General features: G+C 64.7%; 20 protein-coding genes. 10 read left to right on the top strand and 10 right to left on the bottom strand.

All coding sequences use genetic code 11. The features are described 5' to 3' along the window. Positions 1–9: 9 nt before the first annotated feature. The 4 genes from LB515_RS05615 (at position 10) to LB515_RS05600 (ending at position 3,859) form a co-directional block, all read left to right on the top strand. Positions 10–387: a carboxymuconolactone decarboxylase family protein gene (locus tag LB515_RS05615; RefSeq protein WP_224707035.1), complete on the top strand. Its 378-nt coding sequence runs from the start codon at positions 10–12 to the stop codon at positions 385–387. After that, a complete protein-coding gene (locus LB515_RS05610) occupies positions 384–1,883 on the top strand; it encodes an aldehyde dehydrogenase (protein ID WP_224707034.1) in 1,500 nt (499 codons plus the stop codon). Before LB515_RS05615 ends, LB515_RS05610 begins: the two co-directional genes overlap by 4 nt. 79 nt (positions 1,884–1,962) lie before the next feature. Further along, positions 1,963–2,877 (top strand): SMP-30/gluconolactonase/LRE family protein, encoded by a 915-nt coding sequence (locus tag LB515_RS05605; RefSeq protein ID WP_224707033.1) that lies wholly within the window; start codon positions 1,963–1,965, stop codon positions 2,875–2,877. Positions 2,878–2,929: 52 nt separating this feature from the next. After that, the gene (locus LB515_RS05600) at positions 2,930–3,859 is read left to right on the top strand and encodes a LysR substrate-binding domain-containing protein (RefSeq protein ID WP_126081366.1); all 930 of its coding nucleotides are present in this window, start codon (positions 2,930–2,932) and stop codon (positions 3,857–3,859) included. 23 nt (positions 3,860–3,882) lie between these two features. Here LB515_RS05600 and LB515_RS05595 read toward each other — a convergent pair whose 3' ends face one another. The 5 genes from LB515_RS05595 to LB515_RS05575 form a co-directional block, all read right to left on the bottom strand. Then, positions 3,883–5,256 carry an MmgE/PrpD family protein gene (locus LB515_RS05595; protein WP_224707032.1) on the bottom strand — a complete coding sequence of 458 codons (1,374 nt, stop codon included), beginning with the start codon at positions 5,254–5,256 and terminating at the stop codon, positions 3,883–3,885. A 20-nt stretch (positions 5,257–5,276) separates the two neighbouring features. Continuing rightward, a complete protein-coding gene (locus LB515_RS05590; RefSeq protein WP_224707031.1) occupies positions 5,277–6,197 on the bottom strand; it encodes an NAD(P)-dependent oxidoreductase in 921 nt (306 codons plus the stop codon). Positions 6,198–6,258: 61 nt separating this feature from the next. Continuing rightward, positions 6,259–7,059 (bottom strand): N-acyl homoserine lactonase family protein, encoded by an 801-nt coding sequence (locus tag LB515_RS05585; protein WP_224707030.1) that lies wholly within the window; start codon positions 7,057–7,059, stop codon positions 6,259–6,261. Between the two features lie 59 nt (positions 7,060–7,118). After that, positions 7,119–7,967, bottom strand: coding sequence for an SDR family NAD(P)-dependent oxidoreductase (locus tag LB515_RS05580; RefSeq protein WP_224707029.1), 849 nt, complete (start codon positions 7,965–7,967; stop codon positions 7,119–7,121). 147 nt (positions 7,968–8,114) lie between these two features. Next, the gene (locus tag LB515_RS05575; protein ID WP_224707028.1) at positions 8,115–9,104 is read right to left on the bottom strand and encodes a LacI family DNA-binding transcriptional regulator; all 990 of its coding nucleotides are present in this window, start codon (positions 9,102–9,104) and stop codon (positions 8,115–8,117) included. Between the two features lie 209 nt (positions 9,105–9,313). On the opposite strand from LB515_RS05575, the gene LB515_RS05570 reads away from it, so the two are divergent. Both LB515_RS05570 and LB515_RS05565 read left to right on the top strand, forming a co-directional pair. Then, complete coding sequence (locus LB515_RS05570) at positions 9,314–9,796, top strand: hypothetical protein (RefSeq protein ID WP_224707027.1); 483 nt, start codon at positions 9,314–9,316, stop codon at positions 9,794–9,796. An 18-nt stretch (positions 9,797–9,814) separates the two neighbouring features. Next, positions 9,815–10,693, top strand: coding sequence for an N-acyl homoserine lactonase family protein (locus LB515_RS05565; protein WP_224707026.1), 879 nt, complete (start codon positions 9,815–9,817; stop codon positions 10,691–10,693). Positions 10,694–10,736: 43 nt separating this feature from the next. Here the strand turns inward: LB515_RS05565 and LB515_RS05560 are convergent, their stop codons facing one another. Then, on the bottom strand, positions 10,737–11,519 hold the full coding sequence (locus tag LB515_RS05560) for an SDR family NAD(P)-dependent oxidoreductase (RefSeq protein ID WP_224707025.1): 783 nt from the start codon (positions 11,517–11,519) through the stop codon (positions 10,737–10,739). Between the two features lie 415 nt (positions 11,520–11,934). Between LB515_RS05560 and LB515_RS05555 the strand changes: the two genes are divergently transcribed. From LB515_RS05555 to LB515_RS05545, 3 genes are read left to right on the top strand one after another with little or no spacing between them, the layout of a single operon-like run. Next, on the top strand, positions 11,935–12,873 hold the full coding sequence (locus LB515_RS05555) for a sugar ABC transporter substrate-binding protein (RefSeq protein ID WP_224707024.1): 939 nt from the start codon (positions 11,935–11,937) through the stop codon (positions 12,871–12,873). Between the two features lie 40 nt (positions 12,874–12,913). Beyond that, on the top strand, positions 12,914–14,464 hold the full coding sequence (locus tag LB515_RS05550) for a sugar ABC transporter ATP-binding protein (protein ID WP_224707023.1): 1,551 nt from the start codon (positions 12,914–12,916) through the stop codon (positions 14,462–14,464). Next, positions 14,461–15,474, top strand: a complete 1,014-nt coding sequence (locus LB515_RS05545) for an ABC transporter permease (protein ID WP_224707022.1) — start codon at positions 14,461–14,463, stop codon at positions 15,472–15,474. The genes LB515_RS05550 and LB515_RS05545 overlap by 4 nt, the downstream gene beginning before the upstream one ends. Before the next feature lie 30 nt (positions 15,475–15,504). On the opposite strand, the gene LB515_RS05540 is transcribed toward LB515_RS05545, so the two are convergent. From LB515_RS05540 to LB515_RS05530, 3 genes are read right to left on the bottom strand one after another with little or no spacing between them, the layout of a single operon-like run. Continuing rightward, positions 15,505–16,227: an ABC transporter ATP-binding protein gene (locus LB515_RS05540; protein ID WP_224707021.1), complete on the bottom strand. Its 723-nt coding sequence runs from the start codon at positions 16,225–16,227 to the stop codon at positions 15,505–15,507. Continuing rightward, positions 16,224–18,068, bottom strand: coding sequence for a branched-chain amino acid ABC transporter ATP-binding protein/permease (locus LB515_RS05535; protein WP_224707020.1), 1,845 nt, complete (start codon positions 18,066–18,068; stop codon positions 16,224–16,226). Before LB515_RS05535 ends, LB515_RS05540 begins: the two co-directional genes overlap by 4 nt. 7 nt (positions 18,069–18,075) lie before the next feature. Then, positions 18,076–18,975 (bottom strand): branched-chain amino acid ABC transporter permease, encoded by a 900-nt coding sequence (locus tag LB515_RS05530; protein WP_224707019.1) that lies wholly within the window; start codon positions 18,973–18,975, stop codon positions 18,076–18,078. A 576-nt stretch (positions 18,976–19,551) separates the two neighbouring features. Between LB515_RS05530 and LB515_RS05525 the strand changes: the two genes are divergently transcribed. Beyond that, the gene (locus LB515_RS05525; protein WP_224707018.1) at positions 19,552–20,718 is read left to right on the top strand and encodes an ABC transporter substrate-binding protein; all 1,167 of its coding nucleotides are present in this window, start codon (positions 19,552–19,554) and stop codon (positions 20,716–20,718) included. A gap of 66 nt (positions 20,719–20,784) precedes the next feature. On the opposite strand, the gene LB515_RS05520 is transcribed toward LB515_RS05525, so the two are convergent. Then, the gene (locus LB515_RS05520) at positions 20,785–21,657 is read right to left on the bottom strand and encodes an MBL fold metallo-hydrolase (protein ID WP_224707017.1); all 873 of its coding nucleotides are present in this window, start codon (positions 21,655–21,657) and stop codon (positions 20,785–20,787) included. Positions 21,658–21,843: the final 186 nt, after the last annotated feature.

Below are 21,843 nucleotides of genomic sequence, written 5' to 3'. Positions count from 1 at the left end.
AATAACCCGATGGGTAAGGACGTGTTCGACAAGGGCTTCGAAATCCGCAAGGCGGTGCTCGGAGCCGAGTTCGTGGAGAAATCCTTCGCCAGCGCCGACGATTTCAATCGTCCGATGCAGGAACTGGTGACCGAATATTGCTGGGGCGCCGTATGGGGCCGCGAGACGCTCGACCGCAAGACGCGCAGCATGCTGAACCTGGCGATGCTGGCTTCGCTCAACCGGCCGCACGAATTGAAAATGCACGTCAAGGGCGCGATCCGCAACGGCGTCACCAAGGACGAGATTCGCGAGGTGCTGCTGCAGGTCGCCATCTATGCCGGCGTGCCGGCCGGCGTCGACGCCTTCCGCAACGCCCGCGAGGCCCTGCAGGAAATCGGCGCATGATCCAGCGTCCGCCGCTCGCCGAGGACAAGCTTGCCATGTTGATCGGCGGCCGTTGGGCCGCCGCGGCGTCGGGCGAGTATTTCGAGTCCTTCGATCCCTTCACCGGCAAGGCCTGGGCGCTTGTTCCGCGCGCCGGCGTTGCCGATGTCGATGCGGCCGTCGAGGCCGCCTCACAGGCCTTCCGGGGGGAATGGCGGTCGATGACGGCGAGTGCGCGCGGCCAGATCATGGCGCGCTTTGCCGACCTCGTCGCCGAGGAGGCGGAAAACCTCGCCGTCCTCGAGACACGGGACAACGGCAAGCTCATCAATGAAATGCGGATGCAGTGCAAATACATCCCGCAATGGTTTCGCTTCTTCGGCGGACTGGCCGACAAGATCGAAGGACGCGTCATCCCGATCGATAAGCCCGGCGTCTTCAACTACACCAAGCTCGAGCCTCTCGGCGTCGTGACGGCGATCACGCCATGGAACTCGCCATTGATGCTGGCGACGTGGAAGCTGGCGCCGGCGCTCGCCGCCGGCAACACGGTGGTTTGGAAGCCTTCGGAATTCTCGTCGGTCTCGGCGCTCTTCTTCGGCAGGCTGTTCGAGAAGGCGGGTTTCCCGAAAGGCGTCGTCAACATCATAACCGGCTTCGGCCACGAGATCGGCGACCGCATGGTCACGCATCCGAGGGTGGCGAAAGTCGCCTTCACCGGCGGCGATGCCACCGGCCGGCGTGTCTACCAGGCAGCGGCCGGTGGCCTGAAGAAGGTGACGCTGGAGCTTGGCGGCAAGTCGGCGAACATCGTCTTCGCCGACGCCAAGCTGGAGGCCGCGATCCCCGGGCTGGTCTCGGGCATCTTCGCGGCGACCGGACAGACCTGCATCGCCGGCTCGCGCGCGCTGGTGCAGCGCTCCGTCTACGATGAGGTGGTCGAAAAGCTGGTCGCATTTGCGAAAACCGCGAGGATCGGCGACCCGCTCGATCCGGACACGCAGGTCGGCCCGATCACGACGCTTCCCCAGCGCAAGAAGGTCCTCGACTATATCGGCATCGCGCGGGACGAGGGCGCTTTGCAGCTGCTCGGCGGCAAGGTGCCCGAGAACAAGGCGATCGCCGATGGCTGGTTCGTCGAGCCGACCATCTTCGGCAATGTCAGTCAGTCGATGCGCATCGCCCAGGAAGAGGTGTTCGGACCGGTCCTTTCGATCATCCCGTTCGAGGACGAGGACGAAGCCGTCGCCATCGCCAATGACAGCATCTACGGCCTCGCCGCCGGATTGTGGACGCAGGACATAGGCCGCGGCATCCGGCTGCCGGATCGGTTGGAGGCGGGCATCGTCTGGGTCAACATGTACCGCGCCACTAGCTATCTTTCGCCCTTCGGCGGCTACAAGCAGTCGGGCTTCGGCCGAGAGAACGGCCGTACCGCCATCTACGAATATCTCCAGGAAAAGAGCGTCTGGATCGACGCCGGGAACTCCATTCCGGCGCCGTTCGTCCAGCGCTGAAGATTGGCACGCCGGACGGTTCCACCGTCCGGTGTGCCAAGCCAGACCCCCGCCATCCGCCCATAAGCGAGAACCACCGATGTCCTGCTACGAGATCATCGACCCGCGCTTCGGCGACCTTATCGATCCGGTCGCCTTCCTCGAAACGCTGCACACCGGCAACCGCTGGGCGGAAGGACCGGTCTATTTCGCCGACCTGCGCACGCTGGTCTGGAGCGATATCCCGAACGATCGCATGCTGCGCTGGGACGAGGAGACGGGCGCGGTTTCGCTGTTCCGCGGCAATGTCGCCAACCCCAACGGCAGCACGCGCGACCGTGAGGGGAGGCTGGTCACCTGCATGCAGGGCGAACGCCGCGTCGTGCGCACCGAATGGGACGGCTCGATCACCGTGCTTGCGGACGCCTTTGAGGGAAGGCGGCTCAACTCGCCGAACGACGTGGTGGTGAAGTCGGATGGCAGCGTCTGGTTCACCGATCCGAATTACGGCATCATCTCCGACTATGTCGGGCGCCGGGCCGACCAGGAGCAGCCCGGTTGCCGCGTCTACCGCATCGATCCGCAATCCGGTCGCATCACCGTTGTCGCCGACGATTTCTCGATGCCCAACGGGCTTGCCTTCTCGCCCGACGAGAAGACGCTCTACATCGCCGATTCCGGCTATCTGACCGACCGCAGCGCGCCGCATCACGTCAGGTCGTTTGACGTTGCCGGAGACAGGCTGGTAAATTCGCGCGTGTTCGCCGAAATATCGCCGGGCATTCCGGACGGGTTCCGGGTCGATATCGCCGGCAACCTCTGGATCAGCGCCTGGGACGGCGTCCAGTGCCACACGCCGGCTGGTGAATTGATCGGCAAGATCCTGGTGCCGGAAATGGTGGCGAACGTCGCATTTGGCGGTGCGCGGCACAATCGGCTCTTCATCACGGCGACGACTTCGGTCTATGCCGTGTTCCTGAACGTGCGCGGCCTGAAATATCCGTTCCGCACGTAGGGTCAAAGGCTTCGGGCAAAGCACCGCCCGGCGGCGGGTTGGGTGGTTTGAGTTGGACACGAAGCAGCTTCAGGTCTTCATCGCGGTCGGCTCGGCGGGCAGCTTTTCGAAAGCCGCCCTCGACCTCAATGTCACCCAGCCGATGATCACGCGCCATATCCGCGGGCTCGAGGAAGAGCTCGGCGTCGAGTTGTTCCACCGCAACGGTCGCGGCGTGGTGCTGACCGAAGCCGGAGCGCTCCTGAAATCGCATGCCGACGAGATCGTCGAGCGCATGCGGCTCGCGCAGAACGCCGTGTCCAATCTCAGGGCTTCGCCACGCGGCAGGTTGGTGCTCGGCGTTCCGCCCTCCGTCGGGACGGTGCTGACAGTGCCGCTGGTCAAGAAGATCAAGAACGAGTTCCCGAACGTCGCCCTGCAGGTCATCGAAGGCTTCAGCGGCCACATCCTGGAGTGGCTGATCGCCGGCCGCATCGACGCTGCGGTGCTTTACAACTCGCCCAATCACCCTTCTGTGCTGACTGAGCCGCTCGCCGATGACGAGCTTTTCCTGATCGGCCCGGCGCTGCCCGAGCCTCTGCTGCCGCGCGGTCCGGTTGGCCTCGGCGTGCTAGCGGAACTGCCGATGATCCTGCCAAGCCGGCCGCATGGTCTGCGCCGGCTGATCGACAACATCGTCGCCGAACACGGCATCTATCCGCGCATCGAGATGGAATTGGAGGCGATGCCGTCGACGCTGCTGCTTGTCGAGGAGGGCGGCGGCTACACGGTCCTGCCCTATGCGTCCGTGCACCTGCTTGCCGAAGCCGGCCGTATCGAGGTCTGGCCGTTCGACCCGCAGATCACCCGCAAGCTGATCCTCGCGACCTCGTCGCAGAAACCGATGTCCTCGACATTCCGGCCGCTGTTCCGCGCCGTGCGCACGGAACTGAGGGACATCATCTCCACCCATGTCTGGAAGCCGCCGCAGCACAATCGCTGAGGTCGGCCACGACGGCGTGCGGCCTATGCCTTCGGCCGGGCCAGCGCCATGATCGAACCGACGTCGCTGACGTCGCGAAGCGCCCACAGGCTATCGGCAAGCGCGCCGGCATCGATCGCCGGGCTGCCGTACTCGGCGAGGGCGGCGAACTTATCGCGCAGCGCGGCGTCCGTCATCGGTCGTGCCGGACTGCCCGTGGCGGCCAGCTCGCGCACCTCGAAATGCGCCCCATCACTGCAGCGGACGGAGACATAGGCCGCCTCGACCGGAATGGCTTCGTCCGTCTCGATCGGACGCACCTTGGCGCGCAATGCCTTCACGTCAGGATTGTTCACCGCCGCGTCGCTGAAATCGGCGGCGCCGGCCGTGCCGCGCAACAGGGCGACGGCGACAGCATGCTGCGCGCTGACCTGCGCTTCCCTGCCCGTGGTGACATCGGGCCTGTCGGCGCGGGCCTTGAGCAGAGGGCAGCCGCGCACGGTGATGTCGCTGACGAGATCGGCGGAGAAATCAGGTTTCCGATGCAGGTCAAGGCATGCGTCGACAACGGGGTTGAGCACCACGCCGCAGGGATATGGCTTGAGCATGTTGCGCAGGTTTTCCCAGTCGCTGCCGAGTTCGCGCTCGATCAGCTCAGGCTTCGGCGCGTCGCACAACACCTTGAGGAAACCGCGCGGGCCTTCGAGGGGCATCGGCGGTCCTTCGACCCCGCCCTTCGCCATCAGCGCCGCGAGCAGGGCTCCGCGCGCGGCGGTGCCGACGCCGACGCTCTTGGCCATGAAGCCCAGTGTCTCGACGAGGCCCGACGCCTGGGCCGAAGCGTTGCCGAAGGCCCAGAGGATTTCCTCCTCAGTCAGATCGAGCAGCTTCGCCGCGGCTACCGCGGCGCCGAAGATTCCGCAGGTCGAGGTGATGTGCCAGCCGCGATCGTAGTGGCTCGGCGAGATCGCGTTGCCGATCCGGCAGGTCACCTCCACGCCGAGCACGAAGGCATGCAGGAGCTCGGTCCCGCTGACCGGCCGCAATTCGGCCAAGGCAAGGACGACGGGTGCCACGGGCGCGGTCGGATGGATGATCGTGCCTTGATGGGTGTCGTCGAAATCGAACACGTTCATCGACGCCGCGTTGAGAAAGGCAGCGGCCGGCGCATCGCGCTTTGCGCCGTGACCGATCACGGTCGCGATCTCTCCGGCGGAGAAGGGCGCGAGGCTCGCCGCAAGGCGCAGGATCGCCTGGTCAGATGAACCGCCAAGCGCGGTCCCGAAGCCGTTGAAGAGGGCGCGCAGCGCATGCTCGCGCACCGGCTCCGGCACGTCGTTCCATTGCGAATTGCGCACGAACGCGGCAAGCCTGCGCGACAGGCCCGGAGCAATCGCTTGAGGGAAATTGGCGCTCATCAGATGCGTTCCGGCCGGCGTCAGGCTTGAGCCTTCTTACCGGCCACCGTCACGCCGGCCCAACCCTCGATCGGCTTAATGATTTCGGTCAGGTCCGCATCCGCGCCGAGGTCGCTCTTCGCCACGGTCAGCAACTGCCGCACCGCGCCGCCGACGATCATCGGCACGCCCAGCGCGTCGCTCTCCTCGAGGCAGAGGCGAATGTCCTTGGCTGACAGCCCGATCGCGAAGCCGAAATCGAAGCCGCGGGTAAGGATGAATTTCGGGATCTTGGTCAATGTCGCGTTGGAACTGCCGCTGCCCGAATTGATGACCTCAAGCATGACGTCCGGATCGAGCCCGGCCTTGGTGCCGAGCACGAGCGCCTCGGAAGCGATCGACAAAGCCGTCACCGACATCAAATTGTTGATCACTTTGATCATCTGGCCCATGCCGGGCTCCAGGCCGACATGGACCGGCTTGCCAAGCGTTTTGAGCACCGGGCGGATCGTTTGCATCGTCGCCTCGTCGCAGGCGGCCATCATTGCCAGCGTGCCTTTTTCAGCGCCGCCCACGCCGCCGCTCACCGGGCAATCCGCCAACGCGACGCCGGCGACCTTGAGGCCTTCCGCGACAAGGCGCTCCGTCCGCGGCCCCGTGGTCGAGAGGTCGATGACGATGCTCGCGCCCTTCGCGGAGGTGAGCCCGTCTTGGCCAAGGCAGACGGCCTGTACGATCTCCGGCGTCGGCAGCGAAAGCAGGACCACGTCGCAGCGCTTCGCCAGCTCCGCGGGTGTCGCGGCCTTGCCGGCGCCCTGCGCGGCCAATGCCTCGACGGCGCCGGCATTGGTGTCATAGACGCACACGCTATAGCCTGCCGCCATCAGGCGCTTCGCCATCGGCGTTCCCATCCTGCCGGCGCCAGCCAGCCCGAGCTTGAGATCAGTCATTGTCGTCTCCATACGATTTTGCGACGAACGCCCCAAGGCTTTCGACTATCAGGGGCGCCGATCAAAAAGGCACTCACGGCGCTCCGGCGATCGGGTCGACGTCGAGGCGCACGATGTCGTCAACGCCAGCCAGCGCGGCAGGATAGCGAGTGAGGACCAGGGGATCATGACCCGGGATGATGTGGTTCGGCGTGCTGGCGAGCTTCTTCATGGTGGCGTAGCCGTCCAGCATGTCGGTTGCGCTCTCCAGCACCGGGAAAGGCCGGTTCTGCTCGAAATTGGCGTAGAAATGCGATGCGTCGGACCCGAGCACCACCCAGCCGCGCTGCGTCTTCACCCGGATCACCTGCAGCCCCTTTGAGTGGCCGCCGACACGATGCACGGTGAGGTTCGAAGCGACCTCGGAGACGCCGTCATGGAAGGTCACGCGCCCAGCATAGAGCTTGCCGATCATGCTGGCCACGTCCTCATAGTCGAACGGATGCCTGAGATAGCTGTGGCACATGCAGCGTCCCGTGCAGTAGGCCATCTCCACGTCCTGGACGTGATAGCGAGCCTTCGGGAACAGCTCGTGATTGCCAGCATGGTCGAAATGCATATGCGAGATGATGACGTCCTCGACCTTGTCCGGATCGACGCCGATCATCTTCAGCCCTTCGCCGACCGGGCGCAGCAGATTACGCTGGCGCCGGTCCGCGACTTTCGCGTCGAAGCCCGTGTCGAACACGAAGGTGCGCGATTTGCCGACGATCGTCCAGACGAAATAGTCGAGCGGCATGGGCCCGTCATGCGGGTCGCCGCCGATGAAATTCGCGGCCGCATTGCGCTCGTGGTGGCCGTAACGGATAGCGTAGACTTCGTATAATTCGTCCATGGATTGCTCCTCTAGACATTACTCTCGCGTGTGCAATGCCGGTCTCTTTCAGCGCCGGCTCAACTTGCCAACCAGCCCGCTTCGACCGGCAGCACGGACCCGGTCATGTCGCGGGCGATCGGGCCGCACAGGAAGACCAGCAGGTCCGAGATGCTCCCGGCAGAGACGAAGTTGCCGCCTGGCTGCTTGCCTTCGAGAAAGAGCCGCTCGGCCGCCGTCCGATCGATGCCGCGCTCCGCCATCAGTCTCTCCACCCGTTCTTCCGTGCCCGGCGTGAGCACCGATCCCGGACAGAGGCTGTGGCAGGTCACGTCGCGATCCAGGTTCTCCAGCGCCACCGCGCGGGTCAAGCCGAGGATAGCAGACTTCGTCGTCACATAGCCGACGCGGTCGGTCGTTCCGCGCATGCCATAGACCGAGGTGATGTTGAAGATCCGGCCGAAATTCCGGCTGCGCATGTTCGGCAGCAGAAGCCGGATGGCGTGGAACGCGGCGGAGAGGTTGACCGCCAGCGCAATGTCCCACTGCTCGGCAGGGAAATCCATGACCGGCGCGAAGTGCCGGACGACTGCATTGTTGACGAGGATGTCGATCGGGCCGAGCACCGACATTGCGGTGCTGATCAGTCCCTCGACCCCCGACCGCGTCGAGAGGTCTGCCTTGTGGTAGGCGACGCGGGCGCCCGTTTTGCGGGCGAGCTCGTCCCGTTGCGCGTCGATCTGCTCGGCATCTTCCAGCCCGTGCAGCATGACGCTGCATCCGGACTCGGCAAGCCTTGCCGCCATCGCCTGCCCGAGACCGGCGGTGGACCCCGTGATCAAGGCGGTGCATTCGTTGAGCGGCTTCGCTCGGGTGGAGGGCGCTGCCCCCTCAGCTTCCTTCGACAAGCTCAAATCCTGTTCCGCCACTTTGTGAGCATTGCCAAGACCCCTCGTTCCTTCGGACGCCCGCTAGGCACGCGACTGCCATGCAGGTCTCGGCTTTATATTGGTACCGGTAACAAAATGCAATCGCAGAAAAGCGGGAGCAGTGTTGCAGTTCCGGTCCCAGGCGGGTCAGGTGCTCTCGCGCTGGATGACTTCGAACTTAAGGTCGACGACGCTGCCGCGCAGGTGATCGGCGCCGTCGATGATGCGGCTCAAAAGAATTCGCGCCGTCCGCTCGCCGATGTCGTAGCGCGGCAGCCGCAAGGTGGTGATGGAAGGGCTGACATGCCGCAACAGGTCGACGTCGTCGAAACTGGCGAGCGCGATGCGGCTGGGCACCGCCCAGTTGCGGCGCTGGCACTCGAACAGCGCGCCGGCGGCCAGAACTTCGCCGGCGCAGAAAAGCGCGTCGACCTCCGGCACGCTCTGCATCACCCGCGCCACGACCTCGGCGCCGGCGGCAAGGCCGCGTCCCGTCTCCAGCACCATGCGCGGGTCGGGATCGTGGCCCAATTGCTTGAGCGCCGCCAAATATCCTTTCAGGCGGTCCTGGGAGCGATCGTTATGCACGGAATACAGGCTGGCGAAGGCGATCTTGCGATAGCCGAGCCTGCCGAGATGCATGGTCATTGCGTAAGAAGCATCGCGATTTGAATAGCTTACGACCATGTCGAGCGGTTCTTTGGGGATGTTCCCGTTCTCGACCACCGGAATGCCCGACTTGCGGATCTTCTCGATGGCCTGAGGCGTATGCTCCGTGCTGTGCAGCACGAGCCCACCGACCCGGTGGCTGAGGAAGACGGTGATGAGTTCCTCTTCCTCATTGGGATCATAGCCCGATTCTGCGATCATCAATTGGAAGCCGGAGCGCTTCAGCACCTCCGACAGGCCCTTGACCGTCTGAGTGTAGATCGAATTGTCGATGCTGGGGACGATCAGCCCGATGGTCGTCGAACGATTCGAGGACAGGCTGCCCGCCAGGTGGTTCGGCAGGTAGCCGATCTCGCGAACCGCGGTCAGCACGCGTTCGCGCATCTCCTCTGATACTTTGCCGGGCTCGTTCAAGACCCGTGAGACGGTCATGGTGGAGACACCGGCGCGAACCGCGACGTCACGCATTCGGGCGCTTCCGTTGCGCCTCTCTGTGTTCTGAGATGATCGCCTTGGCATCTTTGTTATCGCTCGGTCCGGCCGGCGCGCATCAAACCATTCCCTCGTCTAACAAACAAGCCGTTGGCCTCGCGTGGAGCAAATCTGTTGTTACCGATATCAAAATCGGGTAATGCCCGAGGAGGAGGACGCTGCGGAGCTGGCGTGGAGGATTTGCAATGGGCGTGTATTCCTGCGCCGGCGTGACGGAGCAGTCGCTGCTGCACTATGCCGATGCCGCGCGTGACGCGCAGCAATTGATCAGTCAGACCCTGACCCAGCTGTCCGGCTACGCGCTGCTCCTGCTGACGTCGCGCCGTCAGGCGGCGCTGGCCGAAGGTGCCTTGTCCGGCGCGAGGCAAGCTGTCGTGCACGCGGCCGAAGCCGTTCGAGCCTTGCAGGCGCCGGAGCCGGCCGCGCACCACTATCATCATATGCGTGGTGCCGCCGAGACGCTCATGGAAGCCTGCGCCGCGGCGACGGCCTGCCGCGGGGCGCAGGACCGGTCGGACAAGCGGTTCGACACGCTGACGCGCGCGCTTCGCGTCACGAGCGACCACCTGCGGGCGACATCGCGCCTGTTGCCCGGCTTCGAGCTCGTCGATTTCGGCCGGGCCTGTTGCGCCGTCCACGCGCCGCGCCTGCTCGGGCAAGGCATCTGACTATCAAAGGAGGATTGAATGGCACATTACTCGATCTGGGTGCTCGAATACGCGGCGGTGGAGAAATTCCCCTTCAGCGTCATGATGTATGGGCCGCAGCACCAGGGCACGCGTAAGCTCCCCTATGCCTATGCGCTTCTGAAGGGGGGCGGCGAAACCATCCTGATCGATACTGGCTACGACCATGTCGCCTATGGCGAACAGCTTGCCACCGCCTATGGCGTTTCGAACTACCACGGTCCGCGGGCGGTTCTTGCCGAATGCGGCGTGAAGCCGGAGGACGTGACCAGCGTCTTCATCACCCACGCCCATTTCGACCATATGGGCGCCATGCATCTGTTCCCCAACGCCAAATTCTACATCCAGAAGAGCGAGCTGGAAAAATGGGTCTGGGCGCTCACGCTCGGGCCGGAATACCGTTTCCTTGTCGGCGGCGGCGATCCGGCCGATATAGTGCGCGCGGTCGAGGCGGCGAAGGAAGGCCGCATGATCTGCATCGATGGCAACCAGGAAAACGTGCTGCCGGGGATCGACGTTCATCTCGCTGCCGACACTCACACCTATGGCAGCATGTATGTGACCGTCCGCAATGACGGCACCAGCGGCGGCGAGGATCGCTGGATCTTCGCCGGCGACCTCATCTACACCTATGACAATCTGACCGGGCTCGATCCGGCCGCGCCGCAGATCGTGCCCATCGGCCTTGCCGTCGGCAGCCAGCACAATCTGATCTTCTCCAGCGCCGAGATGCTGAAATCGGTCGGCGGCGAGGTGCGCAGGGTGATCCCCGTGCATGAAGACAGGCTGCGCACGACATTCCCGTCACGGCTGACGGACAGGGGCCTTCAGGTGGTGGAGATCGCCCTCGCCAAAGGCGAGAAGAGCTGCGTCGCCTGAATGGCGAGGAAACAAGGCTGGAGATTTAGCCCAGCCTTGAACGTCAGAGCTTGTCGGCGCCCGCGACGAAGCCGCCGCCGTCGATCACCACGGCCTGTCCGGTAATGAAGGATGCGGCGTCCGACGACAGGAAAAGCACCAGCTGCGCGATTTCGGACGGGTCGCTGATCCGGCCCATGGGGATCATCGGCAGCACCGTGTCCTTGGCGCTCTGCTCGCTGCCGAACATGCCGCGCAGCAGCGGCGTCATCACCGAGCCGGGCGCGATGGCGTTGACCCGGATGTTCTTACGCGCGACTTCCAGCGCCACCGAGTTGGTGAGGCCGATCACCCCCCATTTGCTGGCGCAGTAGACCGCGGTCGTGGCGAAACCCATGACGCCGAACAGCGACGAAGTGTTGACGATCGCGCCGCCGCCCTTGGCGGTCATATGCGGGATCTGGTGCCTCAGGCCGTTGAAGATGCCGCGCAGGTTAACGTCCATCAGCAGGTCGTAGTCTTCGTCCTCCAGCTCGTGCACAGGCGCTGTCTTGCCCGGGACGCCGGCATTGTTGAAGGCGATGTCGATGCGCCCGAAGCGCTCGAAGGCGTGCTTGTGCAGGGCCGCCATCGCCTTGCTGTCGCGAACGTCGACTTCCTCGAACTCGAATTCGACGCCGAGCGGCTTGACCTCGCCCTTGAGGCTTCCTCCGGAGTCCGCGCCGATGCCGGAAACATAAAGATTGGCTCCGGCCTTGGCGAAGGCGAGCGCCGTGGCCCGCCCGATGCCGGTCGTCCCGCCGATCAGGATGACGTTCTTGCCGGAAAAATCATAGGTCACTTTCATGTCCGCTCCCATCTCGCTCGAGCTGTTACACGCTCGCGGCGCTCTCTGCTTCGATAGCCTCAGCCATAGCCTTAGCTTGATACCGATAACAACAAAAATCAGCTCAGCAACGCGATTCTGTCAGTTTCAAATCACATATCTCGGCGCAAAAAGGGCAATTTCGCTGGGTGCGCGATGCTGGCTATTGCCGGTCTGCCAAAACTGCCATATGGTACCGGTACCAAAATGGAGCGGCGACGTCTCCGTCTCATGCTGGCTCGCGAGAGCCGCAACGGGGTCGTGCATGCAAACGGCCGATAGTGGTGCTCGACGGATACGGCAAAGTCGCTGTCTCGGCGCCCTTGGTCGGAGTCCGAGGAGAGGGAACGGCCGGCCCGCCATGGGCCGGCACCAACGGGAGAGGAGGAATTCCCAGATGAAAAGGCTTTTGCTCGCCTTACTGACCGCCGGAACGATGATCGTTTCAACCGCCGTGCAGGCGCAGGACCACAAGACGCTCGGCATTGTCGCGCTGCTCGCCAACGATGCGCTCAACATCGCGGTCATCGGCGGGGCGACGGACGCCGCCAAGGCGGCCGGCTGGGACGTCAAGGTGACCGACACCCAGGCCAGCGCCGATCAGGCCAACGCAGCGATGAACAGCTTCGCGGCCCAGCATGTCGACGCCATCTTCGTGCTGGCCTTCGCCAGCAGCTCGATCGGCTCCGGCCTGGCGGCCGCGCGCGACGCGCATATCCCCGTCGGCACCTGGGGTGGCGAGATCGTTCCCGGCATCGTGGCCACGACCAGCGGCCGGCAGGTCGGTGACGATTCGGTCAAATACCTCCTGGAGAAGACCGGCGAGAAGGCCAATGTGCTGGCCATGACCTTCCATCCGGGCAAGCTCTGCATCGACCGCGGCGTGGCCTTTGACGAAGGCGTCAAAGGCAAGTCGGGCATCAAGGTGGATTACAGCGAGGTGGTCGCGCCTGGGCAGGTCCAGTTCGGCAACGCCACGGCGGCGGCCTGGCTGACCGCGCATCCGGCCGGCGGTGATACGCCGCTCGCTATCTGGTCGTGCTGGGACGAGCCTATGCAGGGCGCCGTGGCGGCGCTGCGCCAGGCCGGCCGCGCCGACGTGACCACCGTGTCGATCAACGGCAGCGCCCAGGCCCTGCAGCTGGTCAAGGAAGGCGACATGACGGCCACCGTCTGGCAGCCCGCCTATCAGGAAGGCAAGGAAGTGTTCCAGGCCATTCTCGACTCTATGAAGGCTGGCGATTCTTGGCAGCCGAAGACCATCGAAATCCCCGGCGTGGTGGTGACGAAGGACAATGTCGACAAGTTCATGGCCGAACATCCTAATGGCATGTGAGACACGCCGGTCGGGCCGCTCCGCGAAACGGAGCGGCTAGGTGTCGGCGACCGTTTCGCCCGCCGACGCATGGATGCGGATCCGCGGCCTGACCAAATCCTTTGCGGGCGAACTCGCGCTCGACCGCGCCGACCTCGACATCGAGCGCGGCCGGGTGCACGGCCTTGTCGGCGCCAACGGCGCCGGCAAGTCGACGCTGATCCGTTGTCTCGCCGGCGTCACCAGTCCGGATCAGGGCAGCGTGACTATCGCGGGCGACGAGCTTCAGCTGGGCTCGCCGCAGGCGTCCGAGCGCGCCGGGCTTGCCTTCATCCATCAGGAGCTCAACCTGATTCCCCATTTCAGCGCGCTGCAGAACATGCTGCTCGGCGCGCCGAAGGTGACACGGTTCGGCATGATCGACTGGAAGCGTTCGGGCGTAGCCGCGCGCGCCGCGGCCGAACGTGTCGGCATACGATTTCCGCTCGACACGAAAGTCTCCGAGCTGTCGGTCGCCCAGCGCTGGCTGGTCATGATCAGCAAGGCGCTCACCCGCGATGCCAGCATGATCGCCATGGACGAGCCGACCGCTTCGCTCTCCGAGCCGGAAAGCGAGCAGCTCTTCGCCATCATCCGCGACCTAGCCGCCCAGGGCGTCGCCATCCTCTATGTGTCGCATCGGCTGGTAGAGGTGCTGCGGCTTTGCGACAGGATCACCGTCTTGCGCGACGGCCGCATCGTCAGCCAGGCCGAGCGCGGCGGGCTGGACAAGAAGGGATTGGTCCGCGCCATCATCGGCCACGCCATCCGCACGCCGGATGAGCGCGATCGGCTCGCCGCCGACCGGAGCCGGAAGCCGATCTTTTCCGCGCGCTCCGTTGCCTGGAAGCAGTCGGTGAAGGATGTGAGCCTCGATCTCTACAAGGGCGAGGTTCTGGCGCTTGGCGGACTGGTCGGCGCCGGCCGCACCGAATTCGCCCATCTCGTCGCCGGCCTCGCTCGCCCCGAGACCGGTTCCTTCCAACTGGACGGCAAGCGGCTCGACATCGCCAACCCTTCCGAGGCGGTGAAGGCGGGCATTGCGCTGGTGCCCGAGGAGCGCCGCTCGCAAGGGGTGATGCTGCAGCAATCCGTTGCCTTCAACATCAACATCTCGACGCTGAAGCTGCTGCGCAGCGTGCCCGGCCTTCCGTTCCTGTCCGACGCCAAGGCCCGGCGGCAGGCGGAGAGCCTCGTCGCTCATCTCGGCATCAAGACGCTTGGCGTCACCGCCAGGATCGCCGGCCTTTCCGGCGGCAACCAGCAGAAGGCGTTGATCGCGCGCTGGCTGAACGCCGGCACCAAGCTGCTCATCCTCGACGAGCCGTCGCGCGGCGTCGATGTCGGCGCGCGCGAGGAGATCCACGACGCCATCCGCGCGCTTGCCCGTTCCGGCGTCGGCATCCTGGTGATCTCATCCGACGTCGAGGAGCTCACGCTGCTGGCCGACCGCGTCCTGGTCATGCGCGAGGGCCGCGTCACCGGCGAACTCACCGGCGCCGACATCACCGAAGCGCGCATCATCGAGCTCAGCTATCACGACGCGCATGACGATCAAGGAGAAGCCGCATGACGGCCGAGACTGTCCCCGTGGCAAAGGAAGCGCCGCAGCCCCGTAAATCCTCGTGGAAGCGGACAGCGCTGATCGGCCTGTCGCGCTACGGGACGATCATCGGACTGTTGCTGATGGTCCTGTTCTTCTCCATCAACGCGCCGGGCGTTTTCCTGTCGCGGGCGAACTTCCTCAACATCCTGAGCCAGGCTTCGCTCACCGCAATCATCGCCAGCGGCTTGACCTATACATTGGTCGTCGGCGAGTTCGATCTCAGCATCGGCTATGTCGCGAGCTTCGTCGGCCTCATCGTCACCGGCCTGATGGCCTATGAAGCCTTCCCGATCTGGCTGAGCATCGTGTGCGCGCTCGCCCTCGGCGCCGGCATCGGCATCCTCAACGGCCTGCTCGTCACCAAGGTCCGGATCAACGCGGTGATCTCGACGCTTGGCATCGGCACGATGCTGACGGGCATCGGCTTCACCTACAGCGCCTTTCCGATCGCCACCGGCATCCCGCGCGCCTTCACCGACATCTCGCTCGGCCGCGTCGTCTTCGGCCTGCCCAATCCGGTGATCATCATGGTCGTGGTACTGCTGGCGCTGTGGACCGTGCTCAACAAGACCGACATCGGCCAGAAGATGCAGGCCGTCGGCAGCAACATGGAGGCGGCGAGGCTCTCGGGCATCCGCGTCGACCGCATCAAGATGTTCGCCTTCGCCACCGCCGGCTTCTGCGCCGCGCTCACCGGAACGTTGCTGTCGTCGCTGCTCGGCAGCGGCACGTTGGCCGCCGCCGACGGCTATCTGCTCGACGCCTTCGCCGCGGTGTTCCTCGGTTCCGCCACCTTGCGCGAGGGCGAGTTCCACATCACCGGAACGCTGGTCGGCGTGCTGATCCTGGCGGTCGGCTTTAACGGGCTCAGTATCTTCGGCGCGCCCACCCATTTCCAGCCGATCTTCAAGGGCGGAATCCTGGTGCTGGCCGTCGGCATGTCGGCGCTCGCCAGGCGCTACGCCGCCTCGGCGTGACGAGCGGCCAGCGGGTCGAACACCGTCCCGCTAGCCGAGATATTTGTTCAGGATCGACATGCCGCCGGAGCGGATCGTCTCCGGCTTCATCTCGTCGACGATCTCGCCATGCGTCATGACGTAGAGCCGGTCGCAGACTCGGGTTGCGACGTCGGTGCGCTGCTCGACGAGCAGCAGCGAGGCGCCGCGCTTGCGCAACTCCAGCATCGCCTTGACCACGATGTCGACGGCGACCGGTGAAAGCGCCACCGAGGGTTCGTCGAGCAGCATGATCTCGGGGTCGCTCATCAGCATGCGGCCGATCGCGACCATCTGCTGCTCGCCGCCGCTCAGGAATGACGACAGCCGCTGGCGATAGGCCTTGAGGACAGGGAAGAGGTCGTAGACCGAGGCGAGCAAGGTCTGGGTACGGGCTTTGTCGTGCCGGAGATGCAGGGCGCCCAGGAGGAGATTGTCCTCTACCGATTGGTCGAGGAACAGGCGGCGACCCTCGGGCGCGATCGCGGCCAGGCCGCGCGCGATGTGATGGGTGGGCAGCGCGGAGACGTCGGTGCCGCCGATTCGGACCAGGCCGCGCCGCTGCTTGACGAGGCCCATGATTGCTCTCAGCACCGTGGTCTTGCCGGCGCCGTTCGGGCCGAGCAGGGCGACGGCCTCGCCCTTGCCGACGCTCAGCGCCACGTCGCGCACGACGTCGAACCGTCCATAGCCGGCGCTCAACGAACTGATTTCAAGGGTGGGCTGTTCGCTCATTCGCCGAGATACACCTGTCTGACCACTGGATCGGCGCGTACTTCATCGGCGGAGCCGGTGAGGATCACTTCGCCGGCGTTGAGCACGGTCACGCGATCGCAAAGCGGGAACAGGAAGCGCGTCTGGTGCTCGATGATGATCATCGTAACGCCCTGGGTTTTGAGATTGGCCAGGATCTCCGCCAGATGTCGGACCTCCCTGGCGGAAAGTCCGGTCGCTGGCTCGTCGAGCACGATGATGTCCGGTCCGGCCACGCAGACCGAGGCGAGCTGCGTCAACTGCTCGATGCCGTGCGGCACGTCCGCGACCTGCCGTGCAGTCCAGTCGCCGGCGCCGACGAGGTTGAGAGCCTCGCTGGCGCGGCGCTGCATGGCCGCCAGGTCGCGCCGGCCGGAGGCAAGCATCGGCCAGAGCGGCGCGCGGCCGACGATGCGCGGTACGCGGTCGAAGAGTCCGACCATGACGTTCTGCGTCGGCGTCAGTTCCTTGACCAGCTGTGCGGCCTGGAAGGTGCGCCGCAGTCCGAGCCGCGAACGGCTGCTCGCCGGCATGCCGTCGACGCGCTTGCCCTTGAGGAGGACTTCTCCGGCATGCGGCGTCAGGCGGCCGGATATTACGTTGGCCAAAGTGCTCTTTCCCGAGCCGTTCGGGCCGATCAGGCCATGAATGTGGCCGCGGCGAACGGCCAGGTCGATATTGCGCAGCACCTTCGGACCGAGCCCGTAGCCGAATTCGATGCCCCGGCACTCCACGATGATCTCGGAGTCCTTCGGTGAAGCCGGCGAGGTTCCGGAGTTGGGCGCGGCGGGCAGAGCCCCAGTCTCGGCGACATCCGCCGCCGGGACTATCTCGCCGGCGCGCCGGGCAAGCGCGCGCCGCGCGATGCCGACCACGCCGTCGGGCAACAGCGTGATCGCCAGGATCGACAGCGCTCCGTAGACGATCTCCTGCAGCCATGGATTGATATTGACGACATTCGGGAACATCGAAACGAACATCGCGCCGACGACCGGACCGATGCTGGTGTTGATGCCGCCGATCAGCACCATCACCAGCACGTTCAACGACACCGACCAGTCGAACTGGCTGGGAGAGACGACGCCGAGGAACGAGAAGAGCCAGCCGGCTCCTCCGGCCATCGCGGCCGAGACACCGAAGACGCCGACCTTGATCGCGGCAGTGCGCGCGCCAGCGGCCTCGGCGAACGGCTCGGCATCGCGGATCGAAAGCAGGATCGGGTAGAGCGGCGAATGGCGGATGTTCCAGACCAGGCCGAGGCAGGCGAGCAGCGCCAGCATGATGCACCACACCAGCGGCGTGCCGAGCCATTCCAAGCTTGCAGGGAAATCCGGGAAGGCCGGGCCGAGCAGGCCTTGCAGGCCGCCGGTGACGGTGACCATGTCGGTGGCGAGCACCGTCAGCACCAGCGTGAAGATGAAGGTGGTGATGGCGAAGTAGAGACCGCTGACCCTGAGCGACATCGCCCCCACGGCCATCCCGATCAGCCCGGTCGCCGCCAGCACCAGCGCCAGCAGGCCGAAGACGTTCCAGCCATAGTCGTTGGCAAGAATCGTCGTCGCATATGCGCCGATCCCGAAAAAGCCGCCTTGGCCCAGCGAGTAGAGGCCGAGCATCCCGGCCACCAGATCGAGACTGATGGCGAGGATGCCGAAGACGGCTGCCACCAGCACCAGGCTCTGCAGGCCGAGGTCGGTGTGGGCGACATAGGCGGTGGCCGCCAGATAGGCGATCAGGACAGCGGCCAGCCCGGCGGCGCGCCAGCGGCCGATGCGAAGCCTTGGAGCGGCGGCGCCCGACTGAGTATCGAATGCAGGGGCCATGCTCACCTCAGCCGCGCGTCACGGCCGCTCGGCGCGGGCGAAACAGTGGATTGCTGGTGCTGAACAGGCCTCTGGGCGAGACGATCAGGATCAGCACGAGCACGATGAAGGGGAACCAGTCCGAAGCCTGTGAATTGATCAGCGCGTTGGCGCCTTCGGCGCAGACGCCGAGCAGCACGCCGCCGAACATCGCCGCTATCGGCCGCTCGGTGCCGCCTCCGATCATCATGGCTATGAAGCCGTAGGTCCCGAACGTATCGCCGAGATAGGGATTGGCGAAGGTCGAAGGTCCGATGAGCAGGCCCGCGATCCCCGCGTAAACGGCGGAGACCGTGAAGGCGACAATGGCGACGATTGCTGTGTTGGCGCCGATGGCCGATGCCATCTCGGGATCGGCTGCCGTCGCCATGCCGAGCTTGCCGAACAGCGTATAGCGCCGCACGATCTCGAAGCCGGCGGCAAGCACCGCGGCGGTGACGATGGCGAGAAGCTGCTGGGCAGTCAGCACCGCGCCGCCGATCGGCAGGCTGATGCCGTTGAGGATCGGCGGAAAAGCCTGCGAGGTAGGGCCCCAGATATAGGCGGCCGCATTTTCGACGATTACCGCGAAGCCTAGCGTCGACACCAGCCAGCCGAAGCTGAAGCGGTTCGACAAAAGGATCGGCCGCACCGCGATGACATAGGACAGGATGCCGACGATGCACGAGCATGCCAGGCCGGCAAGCGCGGCCAGCCAGACCGGATAGCCGGAGGAGGCGAGCTCGGCGGTGACCATGACGGTCACCATCATCAGCTGGCCCTGCGCGAAATTGATGATGCGGGTGACGTAGAACGAGATCGCGAGCGCCATGCCGATCAGACCGTAGATCGATCCTATCGCTACCCCGCTCAACACGAATTGCAGCACTGGTGGCTTTCCCCTCTCCCTGGCCGGCGTCGCCTCCTCAGCCGGCTTGATCGCCTCGCGGGAGACGCTTCCGTCGGATAGCCGCCCGGATTCAAGATGAACCGTCGGGCGGGGGTTCCATGCCGCAATTTGTCCAGCTCTGGCATGCTGCGCCGGTGTCAAAAACCTAGTCGAAAATGACTGTCCGGAAATAGCTGATGCGAGTGACATAACAGCTATGAGCGCAGCGATTGGACGGCGTTTCGGAACCGTGAAACGCGGGGCGCGGCGAGGCGGTCCAAGACGTCTTTCGGCGCGCGGTTTTAGCAAGTTGGTTTGGTATAAAAGCAAGTGAGAGCAATAAGTTGTCCTAGATGCCGAGCTCCCTTCTGGCGATACCGATGATCGTGCCCGATCGACTTCTCCAGTGGCATTTACAGGGTCGCTGAACCGGTCTCGGGGCGCTGGCGCTCGCGTTGACAAGGCCGGGCAACGGGATAGCAAAATCCACCACCGAGAGGGCGCGGGAAGCGCAGGGCAAATTGAGCGATCGGGTTGTCGGTTCCTGCCCACCGATCTCAGGGAGGAAAATCAGACATGAGAAAACGCGCGACGACTTCCGCGATGTTGCTGGCCACGACCGCGTTCTGGGGGCTCGGTGTTCAGGCCGGCGCGGCGGACGAATATCTCATCGGCCTCATCGCGGGAACGACCGGCGCCTATGGCTCGACCGGTGTCGCCACGGTGAACGGCTCGCAGATGGCGGTCGACGAAGTCAATGCCGCCGGCGGTGTCGATGGCCACACCTTCAAGCTCGACCCGCACAACGACAACGCGTCGGCCACGCTGTCCGGCCAGCTCTATGAGAAGCTGGTGTCGCAGGGTGCGATCGCTATTGCCGGCTCGCCCGACACCGGCCCGGTCACGGCGCAACTGGCGCAGCGCCATAAGTTCCCGACCATCGGCGTCGTCGACGATGGCGGCCTCACCGTCAATCCGGACGGGCCGACCAGCCCGCCGAACCCCTGGGTCTTCGACTTCGGTCTCAACACCTTTGCCTGGGGCGAGAAGATCGGCCAGCATGCGTTGAAGCACTGCCCCGATGGCCTCGCGGTGCTGCATGATCCATCCACATACGGGCAGGGCGGTCTGTTCGGCATCCAGCTTGCCTATGACAAGGCCGGCAAGAAGATCGCCATGGATCACACTATCACTGAGAACTGGTCGACGGGCGCGACCGCCGGCCTGATGCCGGAAGTCAACGCCATCAAGGCGGCAGGCATCAAATGCGTCGACGTCTGGCTCACGCCGCAGGACCAGGCCGCCTTCGTGCAGGACCTGCATTCGATCGGCTATGACGCGATCGTCTACGGCAATGATGAGACCAATGCCGACGACACCTACTCGAAGCTGGCCGGCGATCTCGCTGACGGGACAATCACCGCGATGCTGACGACGGAACTGCATCCGGGTCCGGAGCTTCTTGCGTTCAAGGACGCCTATAAGAAGAAGTTCAACGTCGATGCCACGCCCTTCTCGGCCGGCGCCTATGACAGCATCAAGATGCTGGCGCAGGTCATCAAGGACGTGAAGTCGACGAAGCCGGAAGACCTGCAGAAAGGCTTCAACGCGGTCCAGGGCTTCAAGGGCATGACCGGCACGATCGGCTTCACCGAGCAGAGCCACATCACAATCACGGCCGAGCAGGTGACGCTGGTCAAATACGACGCCAAGAGCAAGACCTGGGTCGAAGTTACCGACTGACGCCTGAATGAAAAACCTAAGGGCCGGTTCCGATCGGACCGGCCCTTGTCCGTTTGACGTGTGCGCCTAAAGCTGAACCAGCCAGGCCTCAGGCACCAGGCGGTAGCCATCCCCGGCCTTCACCAGATGCGCAAAGCCGGGCAGGTGCAGATGACCGCCGGTTACGAGCAGCCGCTCGTTGGCGACATGTTCGAAGATCTTGCGGCGGTTCGCATGCGCCAGCGCTTCGTCGACATCGAATTCGCTGGTGACCTGGGGCCGCGGAATCTGGATCTCGGGGACGTGAACCGTGTCGCCCCACATCACCAGCGTCTCGCCGGCCGAGTCGAGCTGATAGCCGCTGTGGCCGGGCGTGTGTCCAGGCAGCGGCAACTGCCTGATGCCCGGCACCACTTCCTCGCCATTCGTAGGTCGGAAGCGGCCCCGATACGTCGTCAGCAAGGCATCCGCCGAGCCGGCATAGGGCATGGCCGCCGCCGACTTTCCGCGCTTTTCGGGATCGGACCAGAAGTCGAAATCGTCTTGGTGGATGATGACCTCGGCGCGCGGGAAGAGCGGCTTGCCGGCCGTATCGATGAGGCCGCTCGAATGGTCGGGATGGATATGGGTGAGCAGGACGGTGTCGAAGTCCATGGGCTTGAAGCCGGCGGCTTCGAGATTTTGCGGCAGCAGCCCCATGGAATAGACCGTGGTCGACCCGCCTCCGGCGTCGACCAGGACGGTGTTCTTGCCCGTCTCGATCACGAAGGCATTGACGGTGAGACGCGGTTCCGTGTGCCGGAACTGCTCCCGCATCAGGCCCTCCATGTCGCCGCGCTCCGTTCCGCGCAGGATGGCCACGCTGATATCGAGAAAGCCGTCATTGATGACGGTGACCATGGCATCGCCCACGCAGCGTCTGTAGACCCCCGGCGTCTGTTTGCGCGGTTCTTCGGTCATCATTTCCTCCCGGTGCGGCAGGCGCTCCGCGCCTCCTCTTGTCGCTCGGCAGTTTTGCGTGATTGGCAAGGCGGAGTGAAGCGACGAGGCTGTACGGAATCCGGATAACAGCTATGGCGCTTATCGCATGACAGGCCTTGCTGGCACTGCCGAACGCGCCTCGGCCTTCATCCCACCGCCCGGCTC

Source organism: Mesorhizobium sp. CA15, from assembly GCF_020165215.1.
Lineage (GTDB): Bacteria > Pseudomonadota > Alphaproteobacteria > Rhizobiales > Rhizobiaceae > Mesorhizobium.
This window is presented reverse-complemented; position numbering and strand designations above follow the sequence as displayed.